The organism is Treponema parvum (assembly GCF_017893965.1).
Taxonomy (GTDB): Bacteria; Spirochaetota; Spirochaetia; order Treponematales; family Treponemataceae; genus Treponema_D; species Treponema_D parvum.
This window is the reverse complement of sequence record NZ_CP054142.1, coordinates 2,619,686-2,642,490: the sequence shown is the minus strand read 5'-3', so window position 1 is coordinate 2,642,490 and position 22,805 is coordinate 2,619,686. Positions and strand designations below refer to the sequence as shown.

General features: G+C 39.8%; 26 protein-coding genes. 21 read left to right on the top strand and 5 right to left on the bottom strand.

Going from position 1 to position 22,805, the window contains the following annotated elements; genetic code table 11:
• Positions 1-6: 6 nt before the first annotated feature.
• From der to HRQ91_RS11635, 3 genes are read left to right on the top strand one after another with little or no spacing between them, the layout of a single operon-like run.
• A complete protein-coding gene (gene der / locus HRQ91_RS11645; protein WP_210119687.1) occupies positions 7-1,512 on the top strand; it encodes a ribosome biogenesis GTPase Der in 1,506 nt (501 codons plus the stop codon).
• Positions 1,512-1,868, top strand: a complete 357-nt coding sequence (locus HRQ91_RS11640) for a MerR family transcriptional regulator (RefSeq protein WP_210119686.1) — start codon at positions 1,512-1,514, stop codon at positions 1,866-1,868. The genes der and HRQ91_RS11640 overlap by 1 nt, the downstream gene beginning before the upstream one ends.
• On the top strand, positions 1,855-3,246 hold the full coding sequence (locus HRQ91_RS11635) for a small ribosomal subunit Rsm22 family protein (RefSeq protein ID WP_210119685.1): 1,392 nt from the start codon (positions 1,855-1,857) through the stop codon (positions 3,244-3,246). The genes HRQ91_RS11640 and HRQ91_RS11635 overlap by 14 nt, the downstream gene beginning before the upstream one ends.
• Positions 3,247-3,318: 72 nt before the next feature.
• Here HRQ91_RS11635 and carB read toward each other — a convergent pair whose 3' ends face one another.
• Positions 3,319-7,542 (bottom strand): carbamoyl-phosphate synthase large subunit, encoded by a 4,224-nt coding sequence (gene carB, locus HRQ91_RS11630; RefSeq protein WP_210119684.1) that lies wholly within the window; start codon positions 7,540-7,542, stop codon positions 3,319-3,321.
• A complete protein-coding gene (locus HRQ91_RS11625) occupies positions 7,542-8,861 on the bottom strand; it encodes a carbamoyl phosphate synthase small subunit (protein WP_210119683.1) in 1,320 nt (439 codons plus the stop codon). Before HRQ91_RS11625 ends, carB begins: the two co-directional genes overlap by 1 nt.
• A 249-nt stretch (positions 8,862-9,110) precedes the next feature.
• Here HRQ91_RS11625 and HRQ91_RS11620 point away from each other — a divergent pair, with 249 nt between their 5' ends.
• The 13 genes from HRQ91_RS11620 to HRQ91_RS11560 all read left to right on the top strand — a co-directional run bounded on the left by HRQ91_RS11620 (position 9,111) and on the right by HRQ91_RS11560 (position 16,887).
• On the top strand, positions 9,111-9,368 hold the full coding sequence (locus HRQ91_RS11620) for a type II toxin-antitoxin system RelB/DinJ family antitoxin (protein ID WP_210119682.1): 258 nt from the start codon (positions 9,111-9,113) through the stop codon (positions 9,366-9,368).
• A 2-nt stretch (positions 9,369-9,370) separates the two neighbouring features.
• A complete protein-coding gene (locus HRQ91_RS11615; RefSeq protein ID WP_210119681.1) occupies positions 9,371-9,634 on the top strand; it encodes a Txe/YoeB family addiction module toxin in 264 nt (87 codons plus the stop codon).
• A 77-nt stretch (positions 9,635-9,711) separates the two neighbouring features.
• Positions 9,712-10,284, top strand: coding sequence for a hypothetical protein (locus HRQ91_RS11610; RefSeq protein ID WP_210119680.1), 573 nt, complete (start codon positions 9,712-9,714; stop codon positions 10,282-10,284).
• A gap of 192 nt (positions 10,285-10,476) precedes the next feature.
• Positions 10,477-11,757: an integron integrase gene (locus HRQ91_RS11605; RefSeq protein ID WP_210119679.1), complete on the top strand. Its 1,281-nt coding sequence runs from the start codon at positions 10,477-10,479 to the stop codon at positions 11,755-11,757.
• 204 nt (positions 11,758-11,961) lie between these two features.
• Positions 11,962-12,684 (top strand): hypothetical protein, encoded by a 723-nt coding sequence (locus tag HRQ91_RS11600; protein WP_210119678.1) that lies wholly within the window; start codon positions 11,962-11,964, stop codon positions 12,682-12,684.
• Between the two features lie 98 nt (positions 12,685-12,782).
• Entirely contained in the window at positions 12,783-13,238 is a 456-nt protein-coding gene (locus HRQ91_RS11595; protein WP_210119677.1) for a hypothetical protein, read from the top strand.
• Positions 13,235-14,182: an ATP-binding protein gene (locus tag HRQ91_RS11590; RefSeq protein WP_210119676.1), complete on the top strand. Its 948-nt coding sequence runs from the start codon at positions 13,235-13,237 to the stop codon at positions 14,180-14,182. Before HRQ91_RS11595 ends, HRQ91_RS11590 begins: the two co-directional genes overlap by 4 nt.
• Before the next feature lie 4 nt (positions 14,183-14,186).
• A complete protein-coding gene (locus HRQ91_RS11585; RefSeq protein ID WP_210119675.1) occupies positions 14,187-14,477 on the top strand; it encodes a hypothetical protein in 291 nt (96 codons plus the stop codon).
• Between the two features lie 91 nt (positions 14,478-14,568).
• A complete protein-coding gene (locus tag HRQ91_RS11580) occupies positions 14,569-14,982 on the top strand; it encodes a hypothetical protein (RefSeq protein ID WP_210119674.1) in 414 nt (137 codons plus the stop codon).
• A 23-nt stretch (positions 14,983-15,005) separates the two neighbouring features.
• Complete coding sequence (locus tag HRQ91_RS11575) at positions 15,006-15,254, top strand: type II toxin-antitoxin system RelE/ParE family toxin (RefSeq protein WP_246473233.1); 249 nt, start codon at positions 15,006-15,008, stop codon at positions 15,252-15,254.
• Positions 15,229-15,552, top strand: a complete 324-nt coding sequence (locus HRQ91_RS11570) for a HigA family addiction module antitoxin (RefSeq protein ID WP_210119673.1) — start codon at positions 15,229-15,231, stop codon at positions 15,550-15,552. Before HRQ91_RS11575 ends, HRQ91_RS11570 begins: the two co-directional genes overlap by 26 nt.
• 317 nt (positions 15,553-15,869) lie before the next feature.
• Positions 15,870-16,403, top strand: a complete 534-nt coding sequence (locus tag HRQ91_RS11565; protein ID WP_210119672.1) for a DUF2271 domain-containing protein — start codon at positions 15,870-15,872, stop codon at positions 16,401-16,403.
• Between the two features lie 22 nt (positions 16,404-16,425).
• Positions 16,426-16,887, top strand: a complete 462-nt coding sequence (locus HRQ91_RS11560; RefSeq protein WP_210119671.1) for a flavodoxin domain-containing protein — start codon at positions 16,426-16,428, stop codon at positions 16,885-16,887.
• Between the two features lie 252 nt (positions 16,888-17,139).
• Here the strand turns inward: HRQ91_RS11560 and HRQ91_RS11870 are convergent, their stop codons facing one another.
• Positions 17,140-17,385 carry a substrate-binding domain-containing protein gene (locus tag HRQ91_RS11870; RefSeq protein WP_420832840.1) on the bottom strand — a complete coding sequence of 82 codons (246 nt, stop codon included), beginning with the start codon at positions 17,383-17,385 and terminating at the stop codon, positions 17,140-17,142.
• Here HRQ91_RS11870 and HRQ91_RS11550 point away from each other — a divergent pair.
• Complete coding sequence (locus HRQ91_RS11550; RefSeq protein ID WP_210119670.1) at positions 17,358-17,648, top strand: RraA family protein; 291 nt, start codon at positions 17,358-17,360, stop codon at positions 17,646-17,648. The two genes, HRQ91_RS11870 and HRQ91_RS11550, sit on opposite strands and share 28 nt — an antisense overlap.
• A 362-nt stretch (positions 17,649-18,010) precedes the next feature.
• On the opposite strand, the gene HRQ91_RS11545 is transcribed toward HRQ91_RS11550, so the two are convergent.
• Both HRQ91_RS11545 and asnA read right to left on the bottom strand, forming a co-directional pair.
• Positions 18,011-18,304, bottom strand: coding sequence for a YhbY family RNA-binding protein (locus HRQ91_RS11545; RefSeq protein ID WP_210119669.1), 294 nt, complete (start codon positions 18,302-18,304; stop codon positions 18,011-18,013).
• 7 nt (positions 18,305-18,311) lie between these two features.
• On the bottom strand, positions 18,312-19,349 hold the full coding sequence (gene asnA / locus HRQ91_RS11540) for an aspartate--ammonia ligase (protein ID WP_210119668.1): 1,038 nt from the start codon (positions 19,347-19,349) through the stop codon (positions 18,312-18,314).
• Positions 19,350-19,628: 279 nt separating this feature from the next.
• Between asnA and HRQ91_RS11535 the strand changes: the two genes are divergently transcribed.
• Genes HRQ91_RS11535 through HRQ91_RS11520 form a run of 4 tightly spaced genes read left to right on the top strand, consistent with a single transcriptional unit; the run spans position 19,629 to position 22,788 of the window.
• Entirely contained in the window at positions 19,629-20,510 is an 882-nt protein-coding gene (locus HRQ91_RS11535; protein WP_246473232.1) for an NAD(P)/FAD-dependent oxidoreductase, read from the top strand.
• Positions 20,507-21,352, top strand: coding sequence for a transporter substrate-binding domain-containing protein (locus HRQ91_RS11530; RefSeq protein WP_210119667.1), 846 nt, complete (start codon positions 20,507-20,509; stop codon positions 21,350-21,352). The genes HRQ91_RS11535 and HRQ91_RS11530 overlap by 4 nt, the downstream gene beginning before the upstream one ends.
• 12 nt (positions 21,353-21,364) lie before the next feature.
• Entirely contained in the window at positions 21,365-22,102 is a 738-nt protein-coding gene (locus HRQ91_RS11525) for an amino acid ABC transporter permease (protein WP_210119666.1), read from the top strand.
• Positions 22,093-22,788, top strand: coding sequence for an amino acid ABC transporter permease (locus HRQ91_RS11520; protein ID WP_210119665.1), 696 nt, complete (start codon positions 22,093-22,095; stop codon positions 22,786-22,788). Before HRQ91_RS11525 ends, HRQ91_RS11520 begins: the two co-directional genes overlap by 10 nt.
• The last annotated feature ends 17 nt before the right edge of the window (positions 22,789-22,805 follow it).

The following is a 22,805-nucleotide window of genomic DNA, read 5'->3' as shown; positions in this document are numbered from 1 at the left end:
AAAAACATGTATAAAAAAACCGGAAAAACCGGACGAAATTCTTTTAAATCCTCAAAAAGAAAAAATGAAGGCATTGCGGAAAATGCGATTTTAAATCCTGAATTTCCGGCGCAGAAAGAAAAAAGCGGTTTGAATTTCGATCCGGAAAAAACATATCACAATCTTCCTCTCATAGTAATAGCCGGACGGCCCAACGTGGGAAAATCCACCTTATTTAACAGGTTTATGAAAAAAAGAATTTCCATCACGGATCCTACGCCGGGAGTTACCAGAGATCCCGTTGACGGAACCGCCTTTATATGCGGAAAACCCGTTCATCTGACAGATACGGGCGGATACAAGCTTGATCATGCCGAAGGAACAAAGGAAGCTCTTTTAGATAAACTTGTCGTAAGCAAAATGCTTGAAACGCTTAAAAAAGCCGACCGCATTTTACTTTTGCTTGAAGCCGGGCAGATAACGGGCGAAGATGAGGAATTCATAGCCTTGCTGCGGCAATATTGGGACAAAGTCATAGCTGCGGTAAATAAGACAGAAGGCGGCAGAAACGAAGGTTCCGCATGGAATTATATGAAATACGGATTTAAAGAAATTATCTTTATATCCGCGGAACACGGGGACCGCATACCGGAACTTTCCGAAGCTATAGTCAAAGGTCTTGATTTTTCCAAGGTTACGGAAGGAGAAGAAAGAAACCCGATAAGGATTGCGGTTTTGGGAAAACCGAACACGGGGAAATCCACATTGACCAACCGGCTCACCCATACGGAAGCATCGATTGTAAGCGATTATGCGGGAACTACCCGCGATGTTGTTGAAGGTTCGTTCAGGTACAGCGGCCGTGATTTTCAAATTCTCGACACTGCGGGTATAAGGCGTAAAGCGCGAGTGACGGAGGACATAGAATATTATTCCGTGAACAGGGCTATAAAAACGCTTGATGATTGCGACATCGTTTTTTTAGTGATCGACGTTCGCACCGGCCTTGCGGAACAGGATAAAAAAATTTGCTCTTTAGCCTATGAGAGGGGACGCGCTATTATTTTTGTTATGAACAAATGGGACGCCGTAGACAAAAAAGAGACGAAATTCAAAGACATTGAAAAAGACATCAGAATAATGTTCGCTCATATGAATTTTGCGCCCATACTTCCTCTTTCCGCGAAGGAAGGAGACGGCATAAAACTTCTTATGGACACAGCCATTGAATTATACGGACAGCTTTCCAGAAAAATAGACACTTCCGCTTTGAATACGGCTCTTAAAGATTGGCTTTTCAAATATCCTCCGCCGGCTTCAAAAACCTTACATTTTCACATAAGGTACATGACGCAAAAAAGCGTAAATCCCGTAGGATTTATTATATTTGCAACTCGGCCGGAAGTTGTTCCTCAAACTTATATAGCTTATCTTAAAAACCGGATCAGGGAAGACTTGGGGTTCTCTAAAATTCCCGTTCAGCTGGAAATGAAGGCCAGCCGAGTCAAATGGGAAAAACGGGAAAAAAACTGATGGCACAGTATACGATCGGGGATGTTGAAGAGTTAACGGGATTAAAAGCTCATGTTCTTCGTTACTGGGAAGAAGTCATTCCGGGCATAAGACCCAAAAAAGATTTGGGCGGAAGACGCGTTTATACGCAGAGAGAAATAGACGTCATACAGCGCTTAAAATATCTGATATATGAAAAAAAATTTACGATAGAAGGCGCAAGAGATAATATTATCGCCGACATGAATGTGGAAAGTGAAAATGCGGAGCTTATGCAAAACATTCGCGAAGCGAGAAAAGAACTTACGGATATTTTTTTGACAGTAAGGAAATACCGTGTTGACGACAGGGCGGACGGTAAAGATGAAACGCAATAAAGCGCAGACGCCTGGCGGAAGTGAAAAATGGTACGATAAATTTTCAAAGAAAAAACCGTCGGATCGCTGTAAAACTTTAAAAGAAGAAAAATCCGGTAAAATTTATAAAAAAACTCTCAAAAATAAAAATACCGAAAACGCCGAAAGTGTGAAAAACCCGATTTCCGGCAGTCAAAGGAAAATAAGAGTTTCCGTGTCGGCAAGAACAAAAATGTTTTCCGACGAAAATATTCCTGAGGATGCGAAAAAAATACTTACGGAATTTTTATCCGTGATACAAAACATACGGCCTTTAAACAGCCGTCAGCTTGCGAAGATTCCCATGCAGATAAGAGAACTGTCTCATGAATTGACAGATGAAAGACCCGACAGGCGAAAAAGCTATATGAACGAAACGGTTAAACTTTCTTCATACGTGCGGTATTTTATGTGGTGGAACCTTATAAGGCTTACAAAACTGTTTTCAGGCTTTTCTCCCGAAAATTTTTGCCTTGAAGACGGAGACGTTTGTCTTGATGCGGGAAGCGGACCTTTGACGGTAGTGATCGCTTTGTGGCTTTCAAAACCGGAGCTCCGTAAAAAAAAATTGACATGGTATTGTCTTGATATTTCTCAAGCGGCTCTTACGCTTGGCGAAGAAATTTTTTTGTCGATTGCCGCGAAAACCTTACCCGAAACGGATTCTTTTCCGTGGAAAATCATCCGCTTAAAAGGCGAAATGGGATTGCCGGTAAAACAGAGGGTCTCGTTTATAACTTGCGCCAATATGCTCAACGAATTGCTTCAATATACGGCGCTGAGCGCAAGATCGAAATTTGACTTTTTTGCGAAAAAATTCTGTGAAGACTTGCTAAGCTACGCGGATGAAAAGGCAAGCATTCTCTTGATAGAACCCGGCGTTCCGCAGTCCGCCCGATTGATAAGTTCAATGAGAAAAAATTTTATTGATAAAGGGTATGAACCCGTTTTACCTTGTCCGCATACGGGCGAATGCCCTATGACGGGAAAAGGCGGCCAAAAATGGTGTAATTTCGCATTTACGACAGAGGATTCACCTTTGCCGCTTTTAAAACTCTCGGCTGACGCGGGCTTACCCAAGGACAGGGCTGTTTTAAGTTTTGTATTGGTTTCTAACCGTCTTAAAAAACAAGAAGGCTCCGAGACGGACATTTTAAGGATAGTATCGGATCCTATAAGGCTTCCTAGCGCAAAGAAAGGATATTACGCCTGTTCTGAAAGAGGAATGCTGCTTGCTATAAATGAAGAGGGGCGCGACATAAATTCCGGAGACAAAATATCAGTGGAAAAACTGCCGCAAAACGGCGTGTACAGCCGCGATAAAAAAACAGGAGCCGCCGAAATATTTTTAAAAAAGTAAGCGAACCCGGACAATGCCCTCCCGTTGAAAGCCTGAATGTTGCAAATGCCGCTTCCGTAACACTTTATGAAATTAAATTTCTACGTTGCCTTCGTATACCAGTTCCGTCGCGCCCGTAAGGAAGACAGTCTTTCCCGTGTATTTTACTATCAATTCGCCGCCGCGAACTTTTACCGTAATATTTTCGTTTAATTTGCAGTATCCGTTAAGAACGGCCGCTACGACCGCCGCGCAGGCTCCCGTTCCGCAGGCTGGGGTTTCGCCGTTTCCTCTTTCCCATGTACGCATTTTTAATTCGTTCGGGCCTGCGACGCGCACAAATTCGGTGTTTACCCTCTGCGGGAAGGCTTTGTTGTTTTCAAACAAGGGGCCGACTTTAAAAATGTCTACCTTATCGACGAAGTCGCAAAAAACCACGCAGTGAGGAACTCCTACGGAAACACAGGAAACTTTATACTTTTCATCGCCTACAAAAAGGCTTTCGTTGACGACGGCCCTCTTGGGCAAAAGTGGATTATTCTGGGTTTCGTTTGACGGAGGAGAAAACGGCGCGTCTTTCAGCGTTGTCGGTAAAGAATCCGGTGAAAATTCCGGTTTTCCCATATCTACGGTTACGGACGATATTTTTCCGTTTTGTTTGTATAAAACCAAAGATTTTATTCCGCTCGCTGTTTCTATGGTTATCGTCGCCGTAGGATCCGTAACGAGCGCATGCCGCGCGGCAATACCGTTTATGTTGTTGTCGAAAAGATACTTTGCCACGCTGCGTATTGCGTTTCCCGCAAGCCTTCCTTCGGAGCCGTCCTGGTTAAAAAATTTCATGTAAGCGTCGGCCTTATCGCTCCTTTCTATGAGGACTAAAGAATCCGCTCCTATTCCCGTGCGGCGGTTGCAAAGTCTTACGCTCAGACCGGCGGGATTGTTGATTACCTGAGCCATCGCGTTGATGACGATAAAATCGTTACCTGTGCTGTGCATCTTGCTGAATCTTATTTTTTGTTTTGAAGATCTTAAGTCGTTTATGTTTACAAGTTCTACGTTTTCGGCCGAATAATGGCTCATAAGGCAATTGGCAATGGCGTTGGCGGTGTCTATGGATGTCAGACACGGAATATCGCGCTCTATGGCGTGCCTTCGCATTTTTACGCTGTCGGCGGCCGGATTTCGTCCCTTTGCGCTTGTGGAAACGACGTAGTCGATCTTTTCCGAATCCAAAAGTGTAAGAAAATTATTTTCGGAATTTTCATGAATCTTGTTTACGGTTATCACTTCCATTCCGAAATCGCGTATAACCTTTGCGGTTCCTTCCGTTGCATATAGGGTAAAGCCCATGTCGTAAAATTTGCGCGCCAGATCGGGAATTTCGTATTGATCGGTTTTGCGTACAGTAAACAGAACCCCGCCGCCTCTTTTCATTTTGTAGCCGGCTGCGATGAGTCCCTTAAAAATTGCTTCTTCCATAGTGGAAGCCAAGCCTAAAACTTCTCCCGTAGATTTCATTTCCGGGCCCAAGTGGGTATCCACATCCATGAGTTTTTCAAAGCTGAATACGGGAACTTTTACAGCGAAATACGGAGGAATTTTATAAAGTCCTTTGCCGTAGCCCATTTCTTTTATGCTTTTACCCAGCATGGCCTGTGTGGCAAGTTCTACCATGGGAACGCCCGTGACTTTGCTGATGTAGGGAACAGTACGGCTTGAACGGGGATTTACTTCTATGATGTAAAGAGAATTGTTGTAAACCAGGTACTGAATATTGATAAGGCCCCGCGTTTTAAGGGCGAGAGCGAGTTCGCGGGATTGATTTATGATTTTTTCACGGAGAATATCGTTTAAGTTCCAAGAAGGATAAACGGCTATGGAATCTCCGGAATGAATGCCCGTCCTTTCTATGTGTTCCATTATTCCCGGAATAAGAATGTCTTTTCCGTCACAGATAGCGTCGACTTCAAGTTCCGTACCCATCATGTATTTGTCTATTAAAACAGGGTTTTCAATTTCTTGAGCGAGTATAATGGACATGTACTCTTTTATGTCCGCCGGTGTAAAGGCGATGATCATGTTCTGTCCGCCGAGAACATATGAAGGGCGAAGTAAAACCGGATATCCTATCCGTTCCGCCGAAAGAAGAGCCTGTTCGGTCGTAAAAACGGTTTCTCCTTTGGGTCTGTTTATCTTTAGTTTTTCACAAAGCTGTTCAAAACGTTCGCGGTCTTCGGCAATGTCTATCGAATCGGCGCTGGTTCCCAGAATTTTAATTCCCTGCCTATCAAGAAATTTTGTAAGTTTTATTGCGGTTTGTCCGCCGAAGGCGACGACAACCCCGAAGGGCTTTTCCGTGTGTATCACGTTCATAACGTCTTCCGGCGTAAGAGGTTCGAAATAAAGCCTGTCGGCAGTGTCGAAATCGGTAGAAACGGTTTCGGGGTTATTGTTTATAATCGCTACTTCATAGCCCAGTTTTTTCAGCGACCAAACGCATTGAACGGAGGCGTAGTCGAATTCTATTCCCTGACCGATCCTTATAGGGCCGGAACCTAAAACAATAATAGTACCTTTTTTGCTTTCCGTATTTTTCCTGTTTTTAAGGAATTCGGCGGCTTCGTTTTGCTCGTCGTAGCCTGCGTAAAAATACGGAGTTTCCGCGTTGAATTCTCCGGCGCAGGTGTCGACCATTTTATATGTTGCGGGAATGTGCGCCAGCTTGCCTTCTTTCCGCAGTTTTTCCGCCGCTTTGGAGTCTTGTAAAATTCCCGAGCCGCCTGGAATTTTCACTTTCGACAAAGATTCTATCACCTTGTCCGGAAAGCCTGATTTTTTTGCTTTTAAATAAAGTTCGTTTGAAAGCGTCGAATTTTTGTTTTTTACGCTTTCAAGTTCATCTTCAAGGGCTGCTATATTTTCCAACTTGGAAATAAACCATGCGTCTATCTTTGTAATTTCACTTATCTGTCTTACAGATAAGATTTTGCGTCTCAGGGCCTCGTAAACGGCAAAGATGCGTAAATCCGTTATTTCACCGACTCTTTTTTTTATTTGCTCGTCGGTTTCTTGGGAAAAAGCTTTTAGGCGCAAAGAAAAAACGCCTATTTCCGCCCCGCGGACGGCTTTCATCAAGGCTTCTTCGAAAGAGCGGCCGATCGACATTACTTCTCCGGTCGCCTTCATCTGAGTGCCTAAGGTTCTTTTGGCATAGACGAATTTATCGAACGGCCATTTCGGGAATTTTACGACAATGTAATCCACTACCGGTTCGAAACATGCCGCCGTTTTTTGAGTGACGGCGTTAGGAATTTCGTCCAAATTGTACCCGATTGCGATGAGGGTTGCGACTTTTGCTATAGGATATCCAGTCGCTTTTGACGCAAGAGCCGAAGACCTTGAAACGCGGGGATTTACTTCTATAACTGCATATTCAAAAGAATCGGGTTTTAGGGCGAACTGACAGTTACAACCGCCTTCGATCTTGAGAGCTGAAATTATATTCAGCGCGGAAGAACGCAACATTTGATATTCTTTGTCCGCCAGAGTGACGGCCGGCGCTACTACGATGGAATCTCCCGTGTGAATTCCTACAGGATCGAAGTTTTCCATGGAACAGACGGTTATGACATTGCCCGAATGATCCCGTATGACTTCAAATTCTATTTCTTTCCAGCCGGAGATGCATTTTTCAACTAAAATTTGATGTATGGGAGAGCGATGAAGACCGTTGTGTGCGATTTCTTCCAGTTCTTTGCGGTCGTTTGCTATTCCTCCGCCCGTTCCGCCTAAGGTAAACGCAGGTCTTACGATCACCGGATATCCGATTTCGTTATCGGCAAAATCCAAAGCTCCTTCGAGGGTTGTGACCACTTTGGAAGGGATGCAAGGCTCTCCGATGGAAAGCATGGTGTCTTTGAACATCTGGCGGTCTTCGGCCTTGTCTATAGTTTCGGGATTCGCTCCGAGCAGTCGTACGTTGTGTTCTTTTAAAAATCCGGACTTTGCCAATTCCATGCTTAAAGTGAGCCCTGTCTGTCCGCCGAGCGTTGAAAGCAGGCTGTCGGGCTTTTCTTTTTCAATTATGCGCTTGACGGTTTCAGGTATCAGAGGTTCTATGTAAATTGAATCCGCCATGGAATGGTCGGTCATGAGGGTTGCCGGATTTGAATTTACCAAAACTACGTTTATGCCCTGTTCTTTTAAAACCTTGCAAGCCTGTGTTCCTGCATAATCGAATTCCGCAGCCTGTCCTATGACGATGGGGCCGGAACCTATGACCATAATCTTTTTTATTGATGTGTTTAGCGGCATTAAAGACTCCCGGATTGTTCGGATATACGAGCGTTTTCTTTTATAGCGTCGGCAAAATATGAAATTGAATCGATGAGGGCGTAAGGCGTTTTAAAATTCTTAAAATGATCGGGATTGTTTATAAGAGAAATAAATTCGTCAAATAAGAAATTCGTATCCAAGGGACCTCCGGCAGCTTCCGGATGAAATTGAACGGAAAAAGCGGGAATATCGGTATAGGTAATCCCTTCGCACGTTCCGTCGTTTGTATTTGCAAAACTCAGTAAGGCACCTTTAGGCAAAGAAGCGTTTTCTACGGCATAGCCGTGATTTTGGCTTGAAATATAAACGCGGCCGGTTGAAAGATCTTTTACCGGATGATTTGATCCGCGGTGTCCGTATTTTAACTTTGAAGTTTTAGCTCCGCGGGCAAGGGCAAGGATTTGGTGTCCCAAACAGATACCGAAAACGGGAATACGTTTTTCACACAGTTTTTTAAGCTGGTCGATGATTTCTTGATTATCCTTAGGATCTCCGGGGCCGTTTGAAAGCATCAATCCGTCCGGCTTAAGATCGATAATTTCTTTTGCGGTGGATTTTGACGGAACGGAAATAACGGAAACTCCGCGTTTTAAAAGCTCCCGTCGGATATTGGCTTTTGCGCCGAAATCCCAGAGAACGACTTTTTTATTTTTTCCGTTTTTCATGGCTATTGAAGCGTCGTTTATTTTAAGTCCGTCTTTTGTTACGGGAAGCGCACGATATTTTGCGGCTTCGGCGAACACAATGTCCGCAGGATCTTCGATTTTAACGGCGTCGCAGCTTACCGATTCGACGGCTTTTTCAATTTTGTGAGCGCGGATTTTTTCAAGCAGTTTTTTCTTTTCTTCCGGAATATCGAGGGCGTCGAATTCCTTTTTTGCCTCCGGAGAATCGCCTGAAATTAACATGGCGTTCATGACGCCCGCTTCTCTTAAAATTTTTGTGAGCGCGCGGGTATCAATGTCGTACAAGCCTACAATGTTATTTGATTTTAAAAAAGAATCTATAGAACCCTGGCTTCGGAAATTGGAAGGAGAATCACAATACGAGCGAACGACGTATCCTCTCAAGTGAGGCCGCGAGCTTTCAAAATCCTGCCGAATCAAACCGTAATTTCCGATTAAAGGAAAAGTCTGCATGACGATTTGACCGTAGTAGCTGGGATCGGAAAGCGTTTCAATGTATCCGGTCATTCCCGTTGTAAAAACCGCTTCGCCTGTCACGCAGCCGGAAGCGCCGAAACTTTTTCCTTCAAAAACTTGTCCGTTTTCAAGTACAATACAGGCTCTAATACTCATTCTAAAGCCTCATTATACATTTTTTTAAAGAGAATGACTAGACAGCCTGAAATGTTGAGTTTCAAAAGTATTTCTAGATAAAGCTTTGCTTTCGGCGAGAACGTCGTTTGGCTTCGCCTCACTACGAGTTTGCTCTACAAACTCGTAGTACATGCCGCGGTCGAGCTTTTAGGATTGTATATTGCTCAGTCAATAAAACACATTGCTTTTTCATTACTTTTGTATTATATTATAAACATGGAGGTTCATATGAAAACAGCAGTAGTTCAAACAAGAGTTGATGCAGCTCTAAAAAATGATGCAGATGCATTTTTTGAGTCTATCGGAATGGATACGACTACGGCAATACGTATATTTTTGAAACAAACCTTAATTCAGCGTAAAATTCCGTTTGAAATTATTCAAGACGACTCTTTTTATTCTGAAAAAAATATGAAAGCATTGGAACATTCGAAAAAACAAATGGAAAACGGGCAGCATTCAATACATGAACTTGTTGAGGCATAAAAGTGCATAAGGATTTTTCAGATGATGCATGGTCGGATTATACATATTGGATAATGCAAGACAAAAAAACGCTGAAGAAAATTAATCGACTGCTTACTGATATTGAACGAAACGGCAATGACGGCATAGGACATCCTGAACCATTAAAAGAAAATTTAAGCGGATATTGGTCACGGACAATAGACGAGAAAAACAGACCTGTATATAAAATAGAGGATGGACTCATAAAAATTATTCAATGCAAAAATCATTATGATGATAAATAGGAAAACAATTCAGAAAAAATTCATACAACTGAAATGGGTATTGACCGAATAAAACGTAATTTTGAGAAAAAGACTCTATGACAATAACAGAATTCGAGAATAAATATTGGTACATGAGTGAACTCAAAGCATTGGCTAAATCGCTTGAAATTCCCTTTGGTACAAAAATACGAAAGGATCAGCTTGAAGACATTATTATTCAATTTTTGAAAACCGGAACGGTGAATAAAAAGAATAGTTATCGGAGTAAAAGCCGGAATATAGACACGTTGAATAGTCATACTTATTTTGAAAATTTTAGCAACAAAAAAGAAACATGGGAATTCATACATAGTGAAATGGATAAACGGATTTCGGGACTAAAACCGAAATCAGGCGCAAAATATTGGCTTAATCGCTGGATTGAAAATAAACTTTCTGATGGTGAAAAAATAACTTATAATGATGTCATTTGTGAATATATTTGTTTAAATAAAACTGAAGGAAAGCTTCCGCAAATTCCATCCTGTAAATTTAATAACTTTATCAGTGATTATCTGGCAAATGAAAAAAATGCAACAAGAGAAGCGGCTTTGGAAGCATGGAATAAGCTAAAAGCTATGAAGGCAAAAAAAGATTATATAACTTGGAAAAAGAATAAACATATATAGCAAATTTCATCTAAAATTGCTTTAATCGGACAACAGTGGTACGCTCCGTTATAGGTTCAGCGAATATTAGACGGATTACCCAGCATGCAACTTTTTTCCTTTTAACATTTGATTTGTGCGGTTTACTATCCGTGATGTTTTTGTTGTTTGGGGGGGACTGATTCAGACTGAAAATAAATTTAGGAGGTTTTTATGTTTATTGAAATTAAGCCTTATGAACAAGAAACTTTAGCGGTACGTTTTAAAGCAGGCAGAGAAGATTTTTCTAAAATCTTGCAAGCGATAAAAAAAGTACCAAACAGAGCTTGGGTTCCGGATCGGTGCATTTGGACTATCCCCGCTGATCGTAATTCTTGTGATATTTTATTGAATAGTATTTATAGTGAGGGTTTTTGCCGTGCGGATTCCGATTTTATCGAGAAAATTTGTGAAGGCGCTGATAGCGATCCTCATGATGCTATAGGCTTGAATACAGGAATGATTGAGGAAAGTAATCTGCCTACTGCATCGGATATTCAGGATATTTTAAGAAAACTGGATGCAGTGATTACTGCAAAACACTACAGCAAACGTACACGGGAAGCATACAGCTATTGGATAAGTCGCTTTATACGAGAACATCAAAATAAAAATTTTAAAACATTTTCCGCTGCAGAGATAAATTCCTTTGTGAGCCGTCTTGCAATAAAAGAAAAGGTTGCCGCTTCAAGTCAAAATCAAGCCCTTGCCGCTCTTTTGTTTCTGTATAAAAACATATTAGGCTTAACTATACAAAGTCCCGAGAATATCATCCGTGCTAAAAAGTCTCAAAAGTTGCCCGTTGTATTGAGCCGTGAGGAAACGGCAAAGATATTTTCGCTTTTACCAGATAATGATTACGGTCTTTGTATCCGCTTGCTCTATGGAACGGGAATGAGGCTGATGGAAGGCTTGCAATTACGGGTACAAGATATTGATTTTGATAAAAATGAAATTACGGTACACTGCGGAAAGGGCGCAAAAGACCGTAAAACGATGCTGCCGGTATCTCTGAAATTTCCGCTGCAAAAACATTTGGAAAATGTTCGCCGCATCCATGAGGTAGACTGCAAAGACGGTTTCGGTTTAGTGTCGCTGCCGTCTGCCCTTGCGAAAAAATATCCCAATGCCGGTAAAACTTGGGCATGGCAGTGGGTGTTTCCCCAAGTACGCCGATGGCAAAATAATAAGACAGGCGAGCAGGGGCGGTACCATATTGATCCTTCGGTTATTCAGCGCACCCTGCATGAAGCTGTTTTACGGTCGGGTATTCCGAAACCGATCGGCTGCCACACGTTCCGCCACTCATTTGCAACACATCTACTGGAATCCGGTTACGATATCCGCACCATCCAAGAACTTCTCGGTCACAGCGATGTTTCAACCACTATGGTTTACACCCACGTCCTCAACCGCGGCGGTCTCGGCGTTCAAAGCCCTATCGACCGAATGTGATTCGTTTTAGCTTGTTTAGTGAAGATAGGCCTAATCTGACTATTGATGATGTGTTCCGGGTAGTATTATGGTAGAAAGATGTAATTTCTTGTCTTGTAGTAGTTTAGATTGCAAACGAGTAGTTTTATGGTATTATGAGGAAAGGTCGAAAAGATGTTATGCTGACACCCGCACTGGGATACCTAGTAAGAAAAAGAGGAAAAAATGTTAATTGGAAGAATTTTGTTTGCACTTGCTGCTATTTTTGTAATTCTATTTTTTGTATTCATTATAGTCGCAATTGTAAGACTTATAAAAAAGAAAACGGTAAAAATCTATTTTTTATTATCCATAGTAAGCTTATTAGCTTGTATCGTATCCATTTATTTAGGAATTACACTTCTAGAACAAGCGTATCAGGATGACTGTGATGTAGTAAGGCTTCAACATCTAAGTTATTATGGAAATTTAATTGAAGAATATAAATTAAAAGTCGGAAAATATCCATTTGAAGGTGAAAATCAACAAGTTTATGCATTTATATACAATAATGAGCAAAAAGAATATTGCGATGATACAAATCCATATTCTCACATACAAAAAACTCCTAAAGAATTCTTTTCACAATTGGAAAAAGGATTAGGTCGTCAAATTGATCAATTATTTGATCCTCAATATGTTCCAAGTGGAAGACCTGTTTTTTATATCTACATGACTGATGGAAATCAATATTTCTTTGCAGTTCACCTTTCTAAAAAATATCCATTTTCAAAAAAAGTAGCTTCAAAATATTATAAAGCAGAAATTTCAAATATTTCTGATGAAGAATATCAGTTTTATAAAATAGAAGAGTTAGAAAAAAATGAAGATTTTAAAAAAGCTACAAATAAGAATTTCGGCGGATATTTTGAATTAAGAAAAAATCAACATATACGAGAGTATGAATAAATAGCCTAACAAAGGTTCGTAGCCGACAGCGGGTCGAGCCCGCTGCGGTACAACCCATTGTTAGGTTGCCCCTACGGACTCAATAAGAAGGAGAAAAGATGTCACCTTTAGAATTATTACAAAAAATTTTGGAAACTTCTGAAAATGATAGTAAAAAACTAGTAACATATTTTACAGTATTAATCTGTGTAACTTTAATATCTGTAATAGTGAATCTAATGGTTCAGGTATATATTAATAATCGTGTTTTACGAAATGATATAAAGAAAATGAAATATGAAAGAAAACTGAAATATATTGAAAATGTTTATAGTTGGTTGTTTTACATATCGAACCTGATGTTTTCTGCTCAAGATCAGAGTATACAAAAAAAGATTAGTCAATTACGAACTCAAATAAGTAATAATCGCATACTCTTAGGAAAAGCCATTTTTGATATTTCAAATGAAATCCTTGATTACTATGTTATTGTTATATCAAATCCTAGATCAAGAGATATAACAAAAGAAAACAAGCTATTTGCAGATTATATTAAGGAATATGAGCAGTTATGACTATAGTTTTTCCAAAGAACTTTGGCATTGAAAGTGTGGATGAGTTCCTTAAGATTTCAGAGATTATTTTTTCTTTAAAACATAAACACGAACAAGATTTCGAATTAAATCTATCAAAAATAAATAGTATTTGTTTACTCGGACAATTGCTTATTTACAAATTTATAAGCTACACATCAGAAAATGAATGTTTTATAAAACCTCGATTAACTTTTAATCTTAATCATGAACTTGAAAAAACACTCATTCAGTATGGATTTTATCCAATTATTAAAACATATATTGTTTCACCAACCAATGAAGGAGAAATTTTAAAAGCATATAAAAAGTTAAAATACTTTGAACGGGATAATGTTTTAATCACTCCACAACGTCTGCTTCGCTCAGAAATTCATCTAAAAAGTATTTTTGAAGAAGAACTATTTAATCGAATTTTCTTGTTTTATCAGTGTAACGATAAATCACGATTAGTATGTACTGCAATAAGTGAATTGTTATCAAATTTTTGGTCTCATGCGACAGATGACAGCGGAACTGTTATGGTAGCCATGGGGAATAAGCATTATATGGAAATTTGTTTTGCTGATAATGGTTGTGGAATAATTACAAATTTACAATCATCAAATGAAAAATATAAAAAAATGTCAAAAGAAATGATTTTAAGACAATCTCTTATGCAAGGAGTTACATCAAAAGCAAATAGCAATCACTTAGGAATGGGGTTATATTTAATAGATATGATTGCTAAAAAAAATAATGGTTATTTTCGTGTGATTTCAGAAGGCTATGAATATATTTCTGGCCGAAACAAAGAAAAAGTTAGGAAGTCTGGTTTTTGGAAAGGTACAATTGTTTATTTGCGTCTTGAATTAGATAAAATTGTTTGTATCAAAGATATTAAAGAATTACTTGTGGTCAATAAATTACCGATTACTTGGAGGTAGATATATGGAATATCAAATGGATAAATACGGAACTAATATTACAAATGAAGAAGTTACATCAAAACTTTCAAACGATATAATGAAGATTATTAATGATACTAAAGATGAAATAATTACATTGAACTTCGGTAATATTAAGTTGCTTTCTACTATTGCGGCAAGAAGCATTTTTAAACCTATTGCAGATAAATATAATTTAGAAAAAATGTTTCAACGAATTGAAATGCTAAATGTTGAAAAGGATTTGAGGGTAATACTTAATCATGCACTTAATAGTCTTGTGTCAGAAACCTAACACCGTTTTCAAAGCCGACAACGCAGACAAGCTGCGTTGCGGTTTAAAACCATGTTATGTGGACGCCCGCACTGGGGCGCAGGAGGTAATGATGAAAAAAGCATTTTTAATTATTCCATGGTTTATATTTTTTACTTTTATTGCTCATGCTCAAGGTGATACAAAAAGAGAAACTTTTACAACATTTCCTGAAAATGGTAAATATGAAATTATAACAAGCCCTATTACAATGCGTGATACTTATATGCTAAATCGAGAAACTGGAGATACTTGGCAATTGGTTAGCACAAGTTACGGATATGCTTGGCAAAGAATTTATCGAAATAAAAACTCAGATGATAAAATTCCAGATGGTTACAAAGGTGCTGTATATCAAATTACTATGTCAGGAATAGCTGCAAAAGGAATATATTTAACAAACACATTAACAGGTGCATCTTGGACTTTATATTCTGATAGCGATACAGGAGAATTGTTTTGGGGTGTAATAAGCTCCCCTGAATGAAAAAGGCTGTTTCTTAGAACAATATGAGTATTTTTCCTATTGTAATATACGCAATTATTGGTATATGTTTTTTCGCAGTAATAGTTTATCTCGGTCTTAATGCAACCAAAATAAAGGGTTGGTTTGGTGAGAAGAATATATCAAATCGTTTAGAAAAACTTGTTGGGAATTTAGACGGATTTTATTCAATCAGAATAAATGATCAATGGAGAATTGTCTTTAAGTTTGAAAATGGAGGTGCAGAAAATGTTAGAATCACAGATTATCACTGATGAAGATGAAAAATTACCCAATATTCATCCTGGAGAAATTCTCAAAGAAGATTTTTTAGATGCGATGAATGTTTCTGCATATCGTCTGGCAAAAGAAATCAATGTTCCTGAAACAAGAATCTCAGAAATAATTCACGGAAAGCGTTCAATTACTGCGGATACCGCTATCAGGTTTTCAAAATTCTTTGGAACGACAGCTGAATTTTGGCTCAATCTTCAGAATCTGTATGATTTAGAAGAAGAAAACAATAATCACTCCCGAGAATTTGAAACAATAAAAATGTACGCATATGCCTAAATTGTCTAACACCCGATTTAACGCTGACATTTGTTTTGTCACGAAAGTTGCTTGACGGTCGCCTCATTAAGAATGAACATCCGTGTTCATTCTTAATGGACGAGTTTTCCTACGAAAACTCGCTACTGCTTATACCACGGACATCCGTGTCCGTTTTTGTGCAACTTTCGCGCCAACTTTGCCTTACGCTTCGGCAAAGGCACAACTGCAGGTTAAGCGAATGTTGAACGGACGCTGCTAACGCGCATGTTAAATAAGACTAATGTATGTTTTCTAAATTTTATACCTCAAGGAAAGAAGGTAAGGAGGCTTGTAAGATGAAAAAAATAATATTAACTATTCTAATCATTTTTATCGTCTTTTCTGGAAATATATTTGCAGAGGACTTAGATAATCAGGAAAAAATCATAAGCATCGATTTTGATTTTACCAGAAAATTCGGCTTAGCAAGTAATCAATTTGCTGTATGGGTTGAAAACGAAAAAGGTATTCTCGTAAAAAATTTATTTGTTACGGATTTTACAGCAGGGAATGGTTGGGAAAAAAGAGCGGAAAGCCTACCTTTATGGAGAAAAGCGGTAAAAGATACCGGCATAGACGGAATAAGCAGTGCGACTCCTAAATCCGGAAAGGTTCAATTGGAATGGGATATCAAAAATGAAAATGGAGAATTTGTAGAAAAGGGAACCTATAAAATATGTATTGAAGCAAATATAAAATGGGAAAATACCGTATTATTTACATGTGAGATAAAAATAGATGATAAGATTACAATAGGTGAAATTACCGAAAAAATATCGGGCAAAGGTTATGATAAACAAAACCTAATAAGTAATGTAAAGATAAAATAAATTTTACTTTCATGAGGTAATTATGAACAAAATTGCCATCATCTACGCTTCGATCCATCATAAAAATACCGAAAAATTGGTAACAGGAATTTCAAAAGAGATAGAAATCGATATCTTTAATATTAATAAAGTAAAAGAAGTAGATTTTTCAAAATATGAAACAATAGGTTTTGCCTCAGGAATATATATGGGGAAATTCCATCAATCAATTTATAAATTTTTAGAAAAGCAAGAAGCAGATATACCGAAGAAAACTTTTGTACTCTGTACCAGCGGAATTGGAAAAGGACGATACGCAAAAAAATTCTATTCTTATTTACAAGACAGAGGTTTTGAAGTTTTAGGAGCTTTTGAATGCAAGGGATTCGATACCTACGGCTTATTTAAATTCTTTGGAGGTCTAGCCAAAGGACATCCCAATACTAAGGATATTGAAAATGTAGTTACATTTATGAAAAGTATTGGAGCAAAAATACTGCTGTAAGTGGAAAATTTCTCAATGATTATTTATACACACTAGCTTATTAGAACTTTAATATAAGCAATGTAAAGAAAAAAGTAGTTATTATAATGTATCTATTTTATGCGAAACATGATTATGGAAAATTATTATAAGCATCTAACACCCGCTTTAACGCTGACATTTGTTTTGTTACGAAAGTTGCTTGATGGTCGCTGCAAAAGCAGACCCCGCATATCCTAAAAGCCGTAACATTGCACTTCTCTCATCCAACATCTACCATTCTGAAACGAGCCAGTTCTCCTCATCCATACCTGGAACAGTGGAGTTACGGACTATTAACCGACCTTCCATCCTGAAACCAACAGGTTCATGAATCAAATCATCTTTGTTGCGATCCATCAGAGAGAACAGAAGGTTTGCAGCCTTAACGCCAGCACTCACCTTAGGAACATGGATAGTGGAAATGGAAGGTTCCGTAATGGTTGAAACGAATGAATCGTCATAACCTATTATCTTCACATCTTCAGGGATATGCTTCCCTTTTTGCTTCAGAGCTTTTAGAGCCTATATATCTCCCCGGTCATCTCACGCATTACGTTATTGTCAATCCCGGGGATTTCATTTTCGGAGATGATGACGGTTTGCAAATTATTCCTGAGCCGTATGTTGACTCTGTTTTATTAAAAGCAGAAGAAATATTAAGCTTTGAAAATGAGGAACGGAAGATGATAGCAGATGGTTTGCCGATAGAAGAGGTATACAAGAAATTCGGCGATCTGTAATAGATTTTTGCTTGTCGGTTTTATGGCAACCATTGCCACTGCTGGCGAGTAGGCGGTTTAACTTTTATTTCTAAAATGCGAAATATAAGCCGATGGATCTCTAGGTACATCGGCTTATGGCGAATTTTGTCAGGACCGAAATATAGCTTTTAAGATTTTGCCGCGATATGCAGGCAGTACTTAAGAGCCTAAATTTGGGGAACGTTGAAACGTTGTTGGTTATATTTCCGGTTATATGCAAGAGCTCATAGCCACTGTGTTATAGCACTTATAAAGCCGGATATCCTGTAAAATCTTGTAAGCTAACGACAACAATAAAATATGTATGTAAGCTTATAATCGCAATCCCCGCCCGGCAAAAATCAATCGTCCTGCTCGGAAGGCGTAGCTTCGGCGGGGCGGTAGACTATAGCCGTATTGCCTATGATTCTGACAAGGGATGCGGAGAGCGCTTCACAAAGTTTTTGAGACAGAATTTCTTTTTCGTCTTTAAAACTTATGAATTTAATTTTTATAAGCTCGTGGCAGATGAGAGACAGATCTATCTTTTTGATTACGGCGTCCGTCAGCCCGTTTTGCCCTATTTGTACGACAGGCTTTACGGTTTGAGCCATGCGGCTTAAAATTTTTCTTTGATTACTGCTCAGTTCGCTCATAAAAATCCTATAGTAAATGTATGCCGGCTTTTTTGCATTCTTTTCGCATAGTTTCCGGCCAAATGCTTACCTGCGTTTCTCCTATGTGCGCCTTTCGCAAAAAATACATGCAAAGGCGCGACTGACCTATTCCGCCGCCGACGGTTTGAGAAAGGGTTCTTTTGAGGAGTTTTTTGTGAAAATCAAGTTTTGTTTTTTCCAAGCAACCGCGCTCTTGCAGTTGAAGAAAAAGACTTTCAGGGGAAACGCGAATACCCATAGAGGACAGCTCAAACGCAGAGCCTAAAACGTGATTCCATACGATGATGTCTCCGTTTAATCCGGTGTGCCCGCTTTCGTCTTTAGTGATCCAATCGTCATAATCGGGCGCCCTGCCGTCATGTACGGTTCCGTCGGGAAGTTTTCCTCCGATTCCAGTTATAAAAACGGCGCCGTATTTTTTTGCAGCGTTTAATTCCCGCTGTTTCGGAGTGAGCGAAGGAAATTCTCTTTGCAAGTCATCCGCATATAGAATTTTGATTTCTTCAGGCAGCACGGGTTTGATTTTAGGATAATGATCGTAAATATAAAATTCGGTTCTTTTCAAACATCGGTATATCTTTGACACTATACCGTGCAAAAACGATAAATTTCTGTCGGCTTCGTTCATCGCCATACACCAGTCCCACTGATCAACGTATAAAGAATGTATTGCGTCAAGGTCTTCATCGGGGCGAATGGCGTTCATGTCCGTATAAATTCCGAATCCCGAAGACAATTTCATTTCCGTTACCTTGAGGCGTTTCCATTTTGCAAGGGATTGAACGATTTCAAGTTTTTCGTCGTTCATGTCTTTAACGGGAAAAGAAACGGGCCTCTCGACACCGTTAAGATCGTCGTTAAGGCCTTTTCCCGATTTTACAAAAAGAGGAGCCGTAACGCGTTTTAAATTCAATTCGGTAGAGAGCGCAATTTGAAAAAAGTTTTTTATTGTGATAATGGCGTGTTCGGTTTCCGCAACGGAAAGAAGAGCTTTATAGTTTTTCGGCAATGTAAGATTTGACATAGATACCTCGTAAATGTTTTTTTATTTTAACGACAGAATGTTTATTCGTCCATAGAGGTTTTGCTTTTCTTCAGGGCAATTGCGGCGTCTTTTTCAGGATGGACGCGGCGCCTGCAGTGAGCGCGAAGAGTGAAGTTTTCGGCATACATAGTAAGGCGAAACTCGAGGGTTTCCGCACAGCGGCAGCCTTCTGCCTCGCTTTTCGCCGCCTTTTTCGCGCCGAATTTACTTGTCTGAGAAAAAGATGTTGAGTAAATTTCAATATATAAGGTGAATTTTATGGGACAAAAAGAAAATATGCTCGATGCGGCTGTTATAGGAACGGGTCCGGCAGGAGTTTCTGCGGCGTTGACTTTAGCCGCCCGCGGAAAGAAGTTTAAAATTTTCGGAAGTCCTGAGCTTAGTCCGAAAATTTCAAAGGCTCATGCGATAAATAATTACCCGGGACTGTACGGAAAAACCGGCGCCCAAGTTGCCGAAGAATTTAGAAAGCATTTGGAATTTCTGAAAATCGAAATAACGGACGCGCGCATAACAAATATTTACGATATGACGGATCACTTTACTCTTTTGTCCGGACAGGAACAGTTTGAAGCAAGGACGATTATAATTGCTACCGGTGTGGATTTCGGCAAAGCGCTCCCCGGCGAAGAAAATTTTTTGGGACGGGGAGTGAGCTATTGCGCAACTTGCGACGGAATGCTTTACAAGGGAAAGACGACGGCCGTTATCGCTTATGCAAAATCGGAGGAAGCGGAAGCTGAGTTTTTGGCTTCGATATGCAAAAAGGTTTACTTTATACCTATGTATAAAGAAGACGTTTCTCTTGCCTTAAATTCCGTAATTGATATAATTAAAGACGTTCCCGAAGAAATAAAAGGACAATTAAAAGCGCAAAAACTTATTTTAAAAAAACAGGAACTGGAAACGGACTGTATTTTTATACTGAGGGAGAGCATTTCTCCTTCGGCGCTGTTGCAAGGCCTTAAATTGGACGGTACGCATATAGCCGTTGACAGAAATTGCAGAACGAACATACCGGGCTGTTTTGCCGCCGGAGACATTACGGGAATTCCGTATCAATACGCAAAGTCCGCCGGTGAAGGAAATGTAGCGGCTTTGGCGGCCGTATCTTATTTAAATGCAAAGGATAAATTATGAAAAAGTTAAAAATAATCGCAGCAATTTGTTTATCGGTTTTGTCGGTTTCATGCTCGAAGAATCGTAAAACTGCCGGTGAAATTCAAAATACAAGCGTAAGAAAAATATACGTAGCGCATTCGCAGTCTTATATTCCCTACGCCTTTGTAAACGAAAAAAACGAATCCGACGGATTTGAAGTTGCGCTTTGGAAAGAAATAGACAAGCGTCTCGATCAGTATGAGGTGGAATTTGTTCCCACTTCAAGCGAAGACCTTCTCATAGGCGTGGAAACGGGAAAGTACAATGTGGGCATAAAAGGAATTTGGTCTACGGAACAGCGCCGTCAAAAATACTTGTTTCCGAAAAATTATCTAGGCGCGAGCGTCATAGGTTTGACATTCAGAAAAGAAAACGCAAATGTCATACACGACTTGGAAAGTTTTGCGGCTTTCAGCGGAAAACTTGTTCCCATATCTCCGCAATCTGCGCAATATGCGATCATTACCGATTTTAACAATAGACATCCCGACAAACCTATTAAACTTATTCCGGCGGACGTCTTTGACATCCCCGAATCTTATTCGTGGGTTTTGGAAGGAAGATATGACGGTTTTTTCGACCTTCAAGTGGCTTATAAACGCAATATAGAAGCCGAAAACGGCTCTTATCATAAATACGCGGATAAGCTTTCGTATGTAGTATACGAAGCTGTTCCCACGTGGCCGCTGTTTTCTAAAAATGAAACGCAACTTGCCGACGACTATGACAAAACAATAGTTCAAGTTTTTGCCGACGGTACGTATGCCATGCTTTCGAAAAGTTTTTTTGGAGAAGACGTATCAAAATACGTAAAAAAATAGTATCTTCTATTTATGCGGCCCTTTGATGTAAGTTATATTTGGAAATACATGGTGATCCTTTTGCCGTTTATAAGGATCACCTTACAGGTAACGTTTCTTTCAACTTTGTTCGGGGCCCTGTTCGGATCTTTTTTGGCCTTGGGAAGGCTTTCTCCTTCAAAGACGGCGCGTTTTTTTTCCGTTTTATACATACATGTTATAAGATGCACACCTTCAATCGTTTTATTGTTTATTGTTTTTTACGGACTTCCTGCAGTTTATAAAGCTTTTACGGGTATTACGCTCCACGCCGGCAATACGGAAAGATTTTTTTCCGTGGTTACGGTTCTTTCGTTATTGTCCGCCGCATCCATGTGCGAGCTTATAAGATCGGCAGTTTTATCGGTAGACGACGGACAAAGGGAAGCGGCTTTTTGCTGCGGTATGTCCAAGCTACAAACTGCTTTTCTCATAGTGATTCCCCAAGCCGTTCCCGCCGCCATTCCGAATTTTTGTAATACCGTTACCGGCATCTTAAAACAGGGAGCCCTCGCTTTTACCATAGGGTTTATAGACATAATGGGACAAACGCAGATCGTGATAAACCGCGCCTACGGAGCGCACGGGCTTGAAGCGTATATTGCGCTGGCTGTCATATATTGGTCTGTAACGCTTGTAATCGAAAAATTGCTGAACATTGCGGAAAAATATTCTTCTAAGGGAAAAAATTCTTTGGAAACGGCGGCCGAACGGGAGGATTCGTGGAACTGAATTTTCCCTTTTTAAAAAATACTTTCTTTGCCGTTCTTCACGGAATTCCGACTGCGTTGGCAATAACATTTTTTTCTTTAACGCTTGCGGCCGTTCCCGCTTTTTTTATGGCGCTGGCAAGAATTTATAAAATAAAGCTGTTTTCAAATCTCGTAAAAATTTACGTATCGTTTATACGCGGAACGCCGATGGTGATTCAGATCCTTATCATATACAGTTTGCTGCCCAGCCTGATAAATCGGACGATATTGGCCTTAGGTCTTCCTGTGAGTGTGTTTGACATAGATCCGCTTTTTTATGCGATCGTCGTTTTTACGCTGCATTCGGCGGCGGCCTTTTCGGAAATTATAAGGTCTGCGATTTTGACGGTTGACCGCGGCCAAATGGACGCCTGCCTTGCGCTGGGAATGAAGCCGCTTAAAGCGTTCCGTCTGGTGGTAATTCCGCAGGCAGCGGTAAACGCTGTAGCAAACGTGGGAAACTTAACCGTGAATCTGTTTAAAGAGACGTCTCTTGCTTTTTTGATGACCGTAAAAGATATTACGGCTATAGCCAAAATAGAAGCGTCCTTCGGCTATAATTATATTGAAGCGTATCTTGACATATTTGCCGTTTATTTAGTGATCTGCTCGCTTTTTCAGTTCGCTTTTTATTTGCTGGAAAAAAAGGTCTTTGTGAGGAAATGACCGATTGCGAACATAAA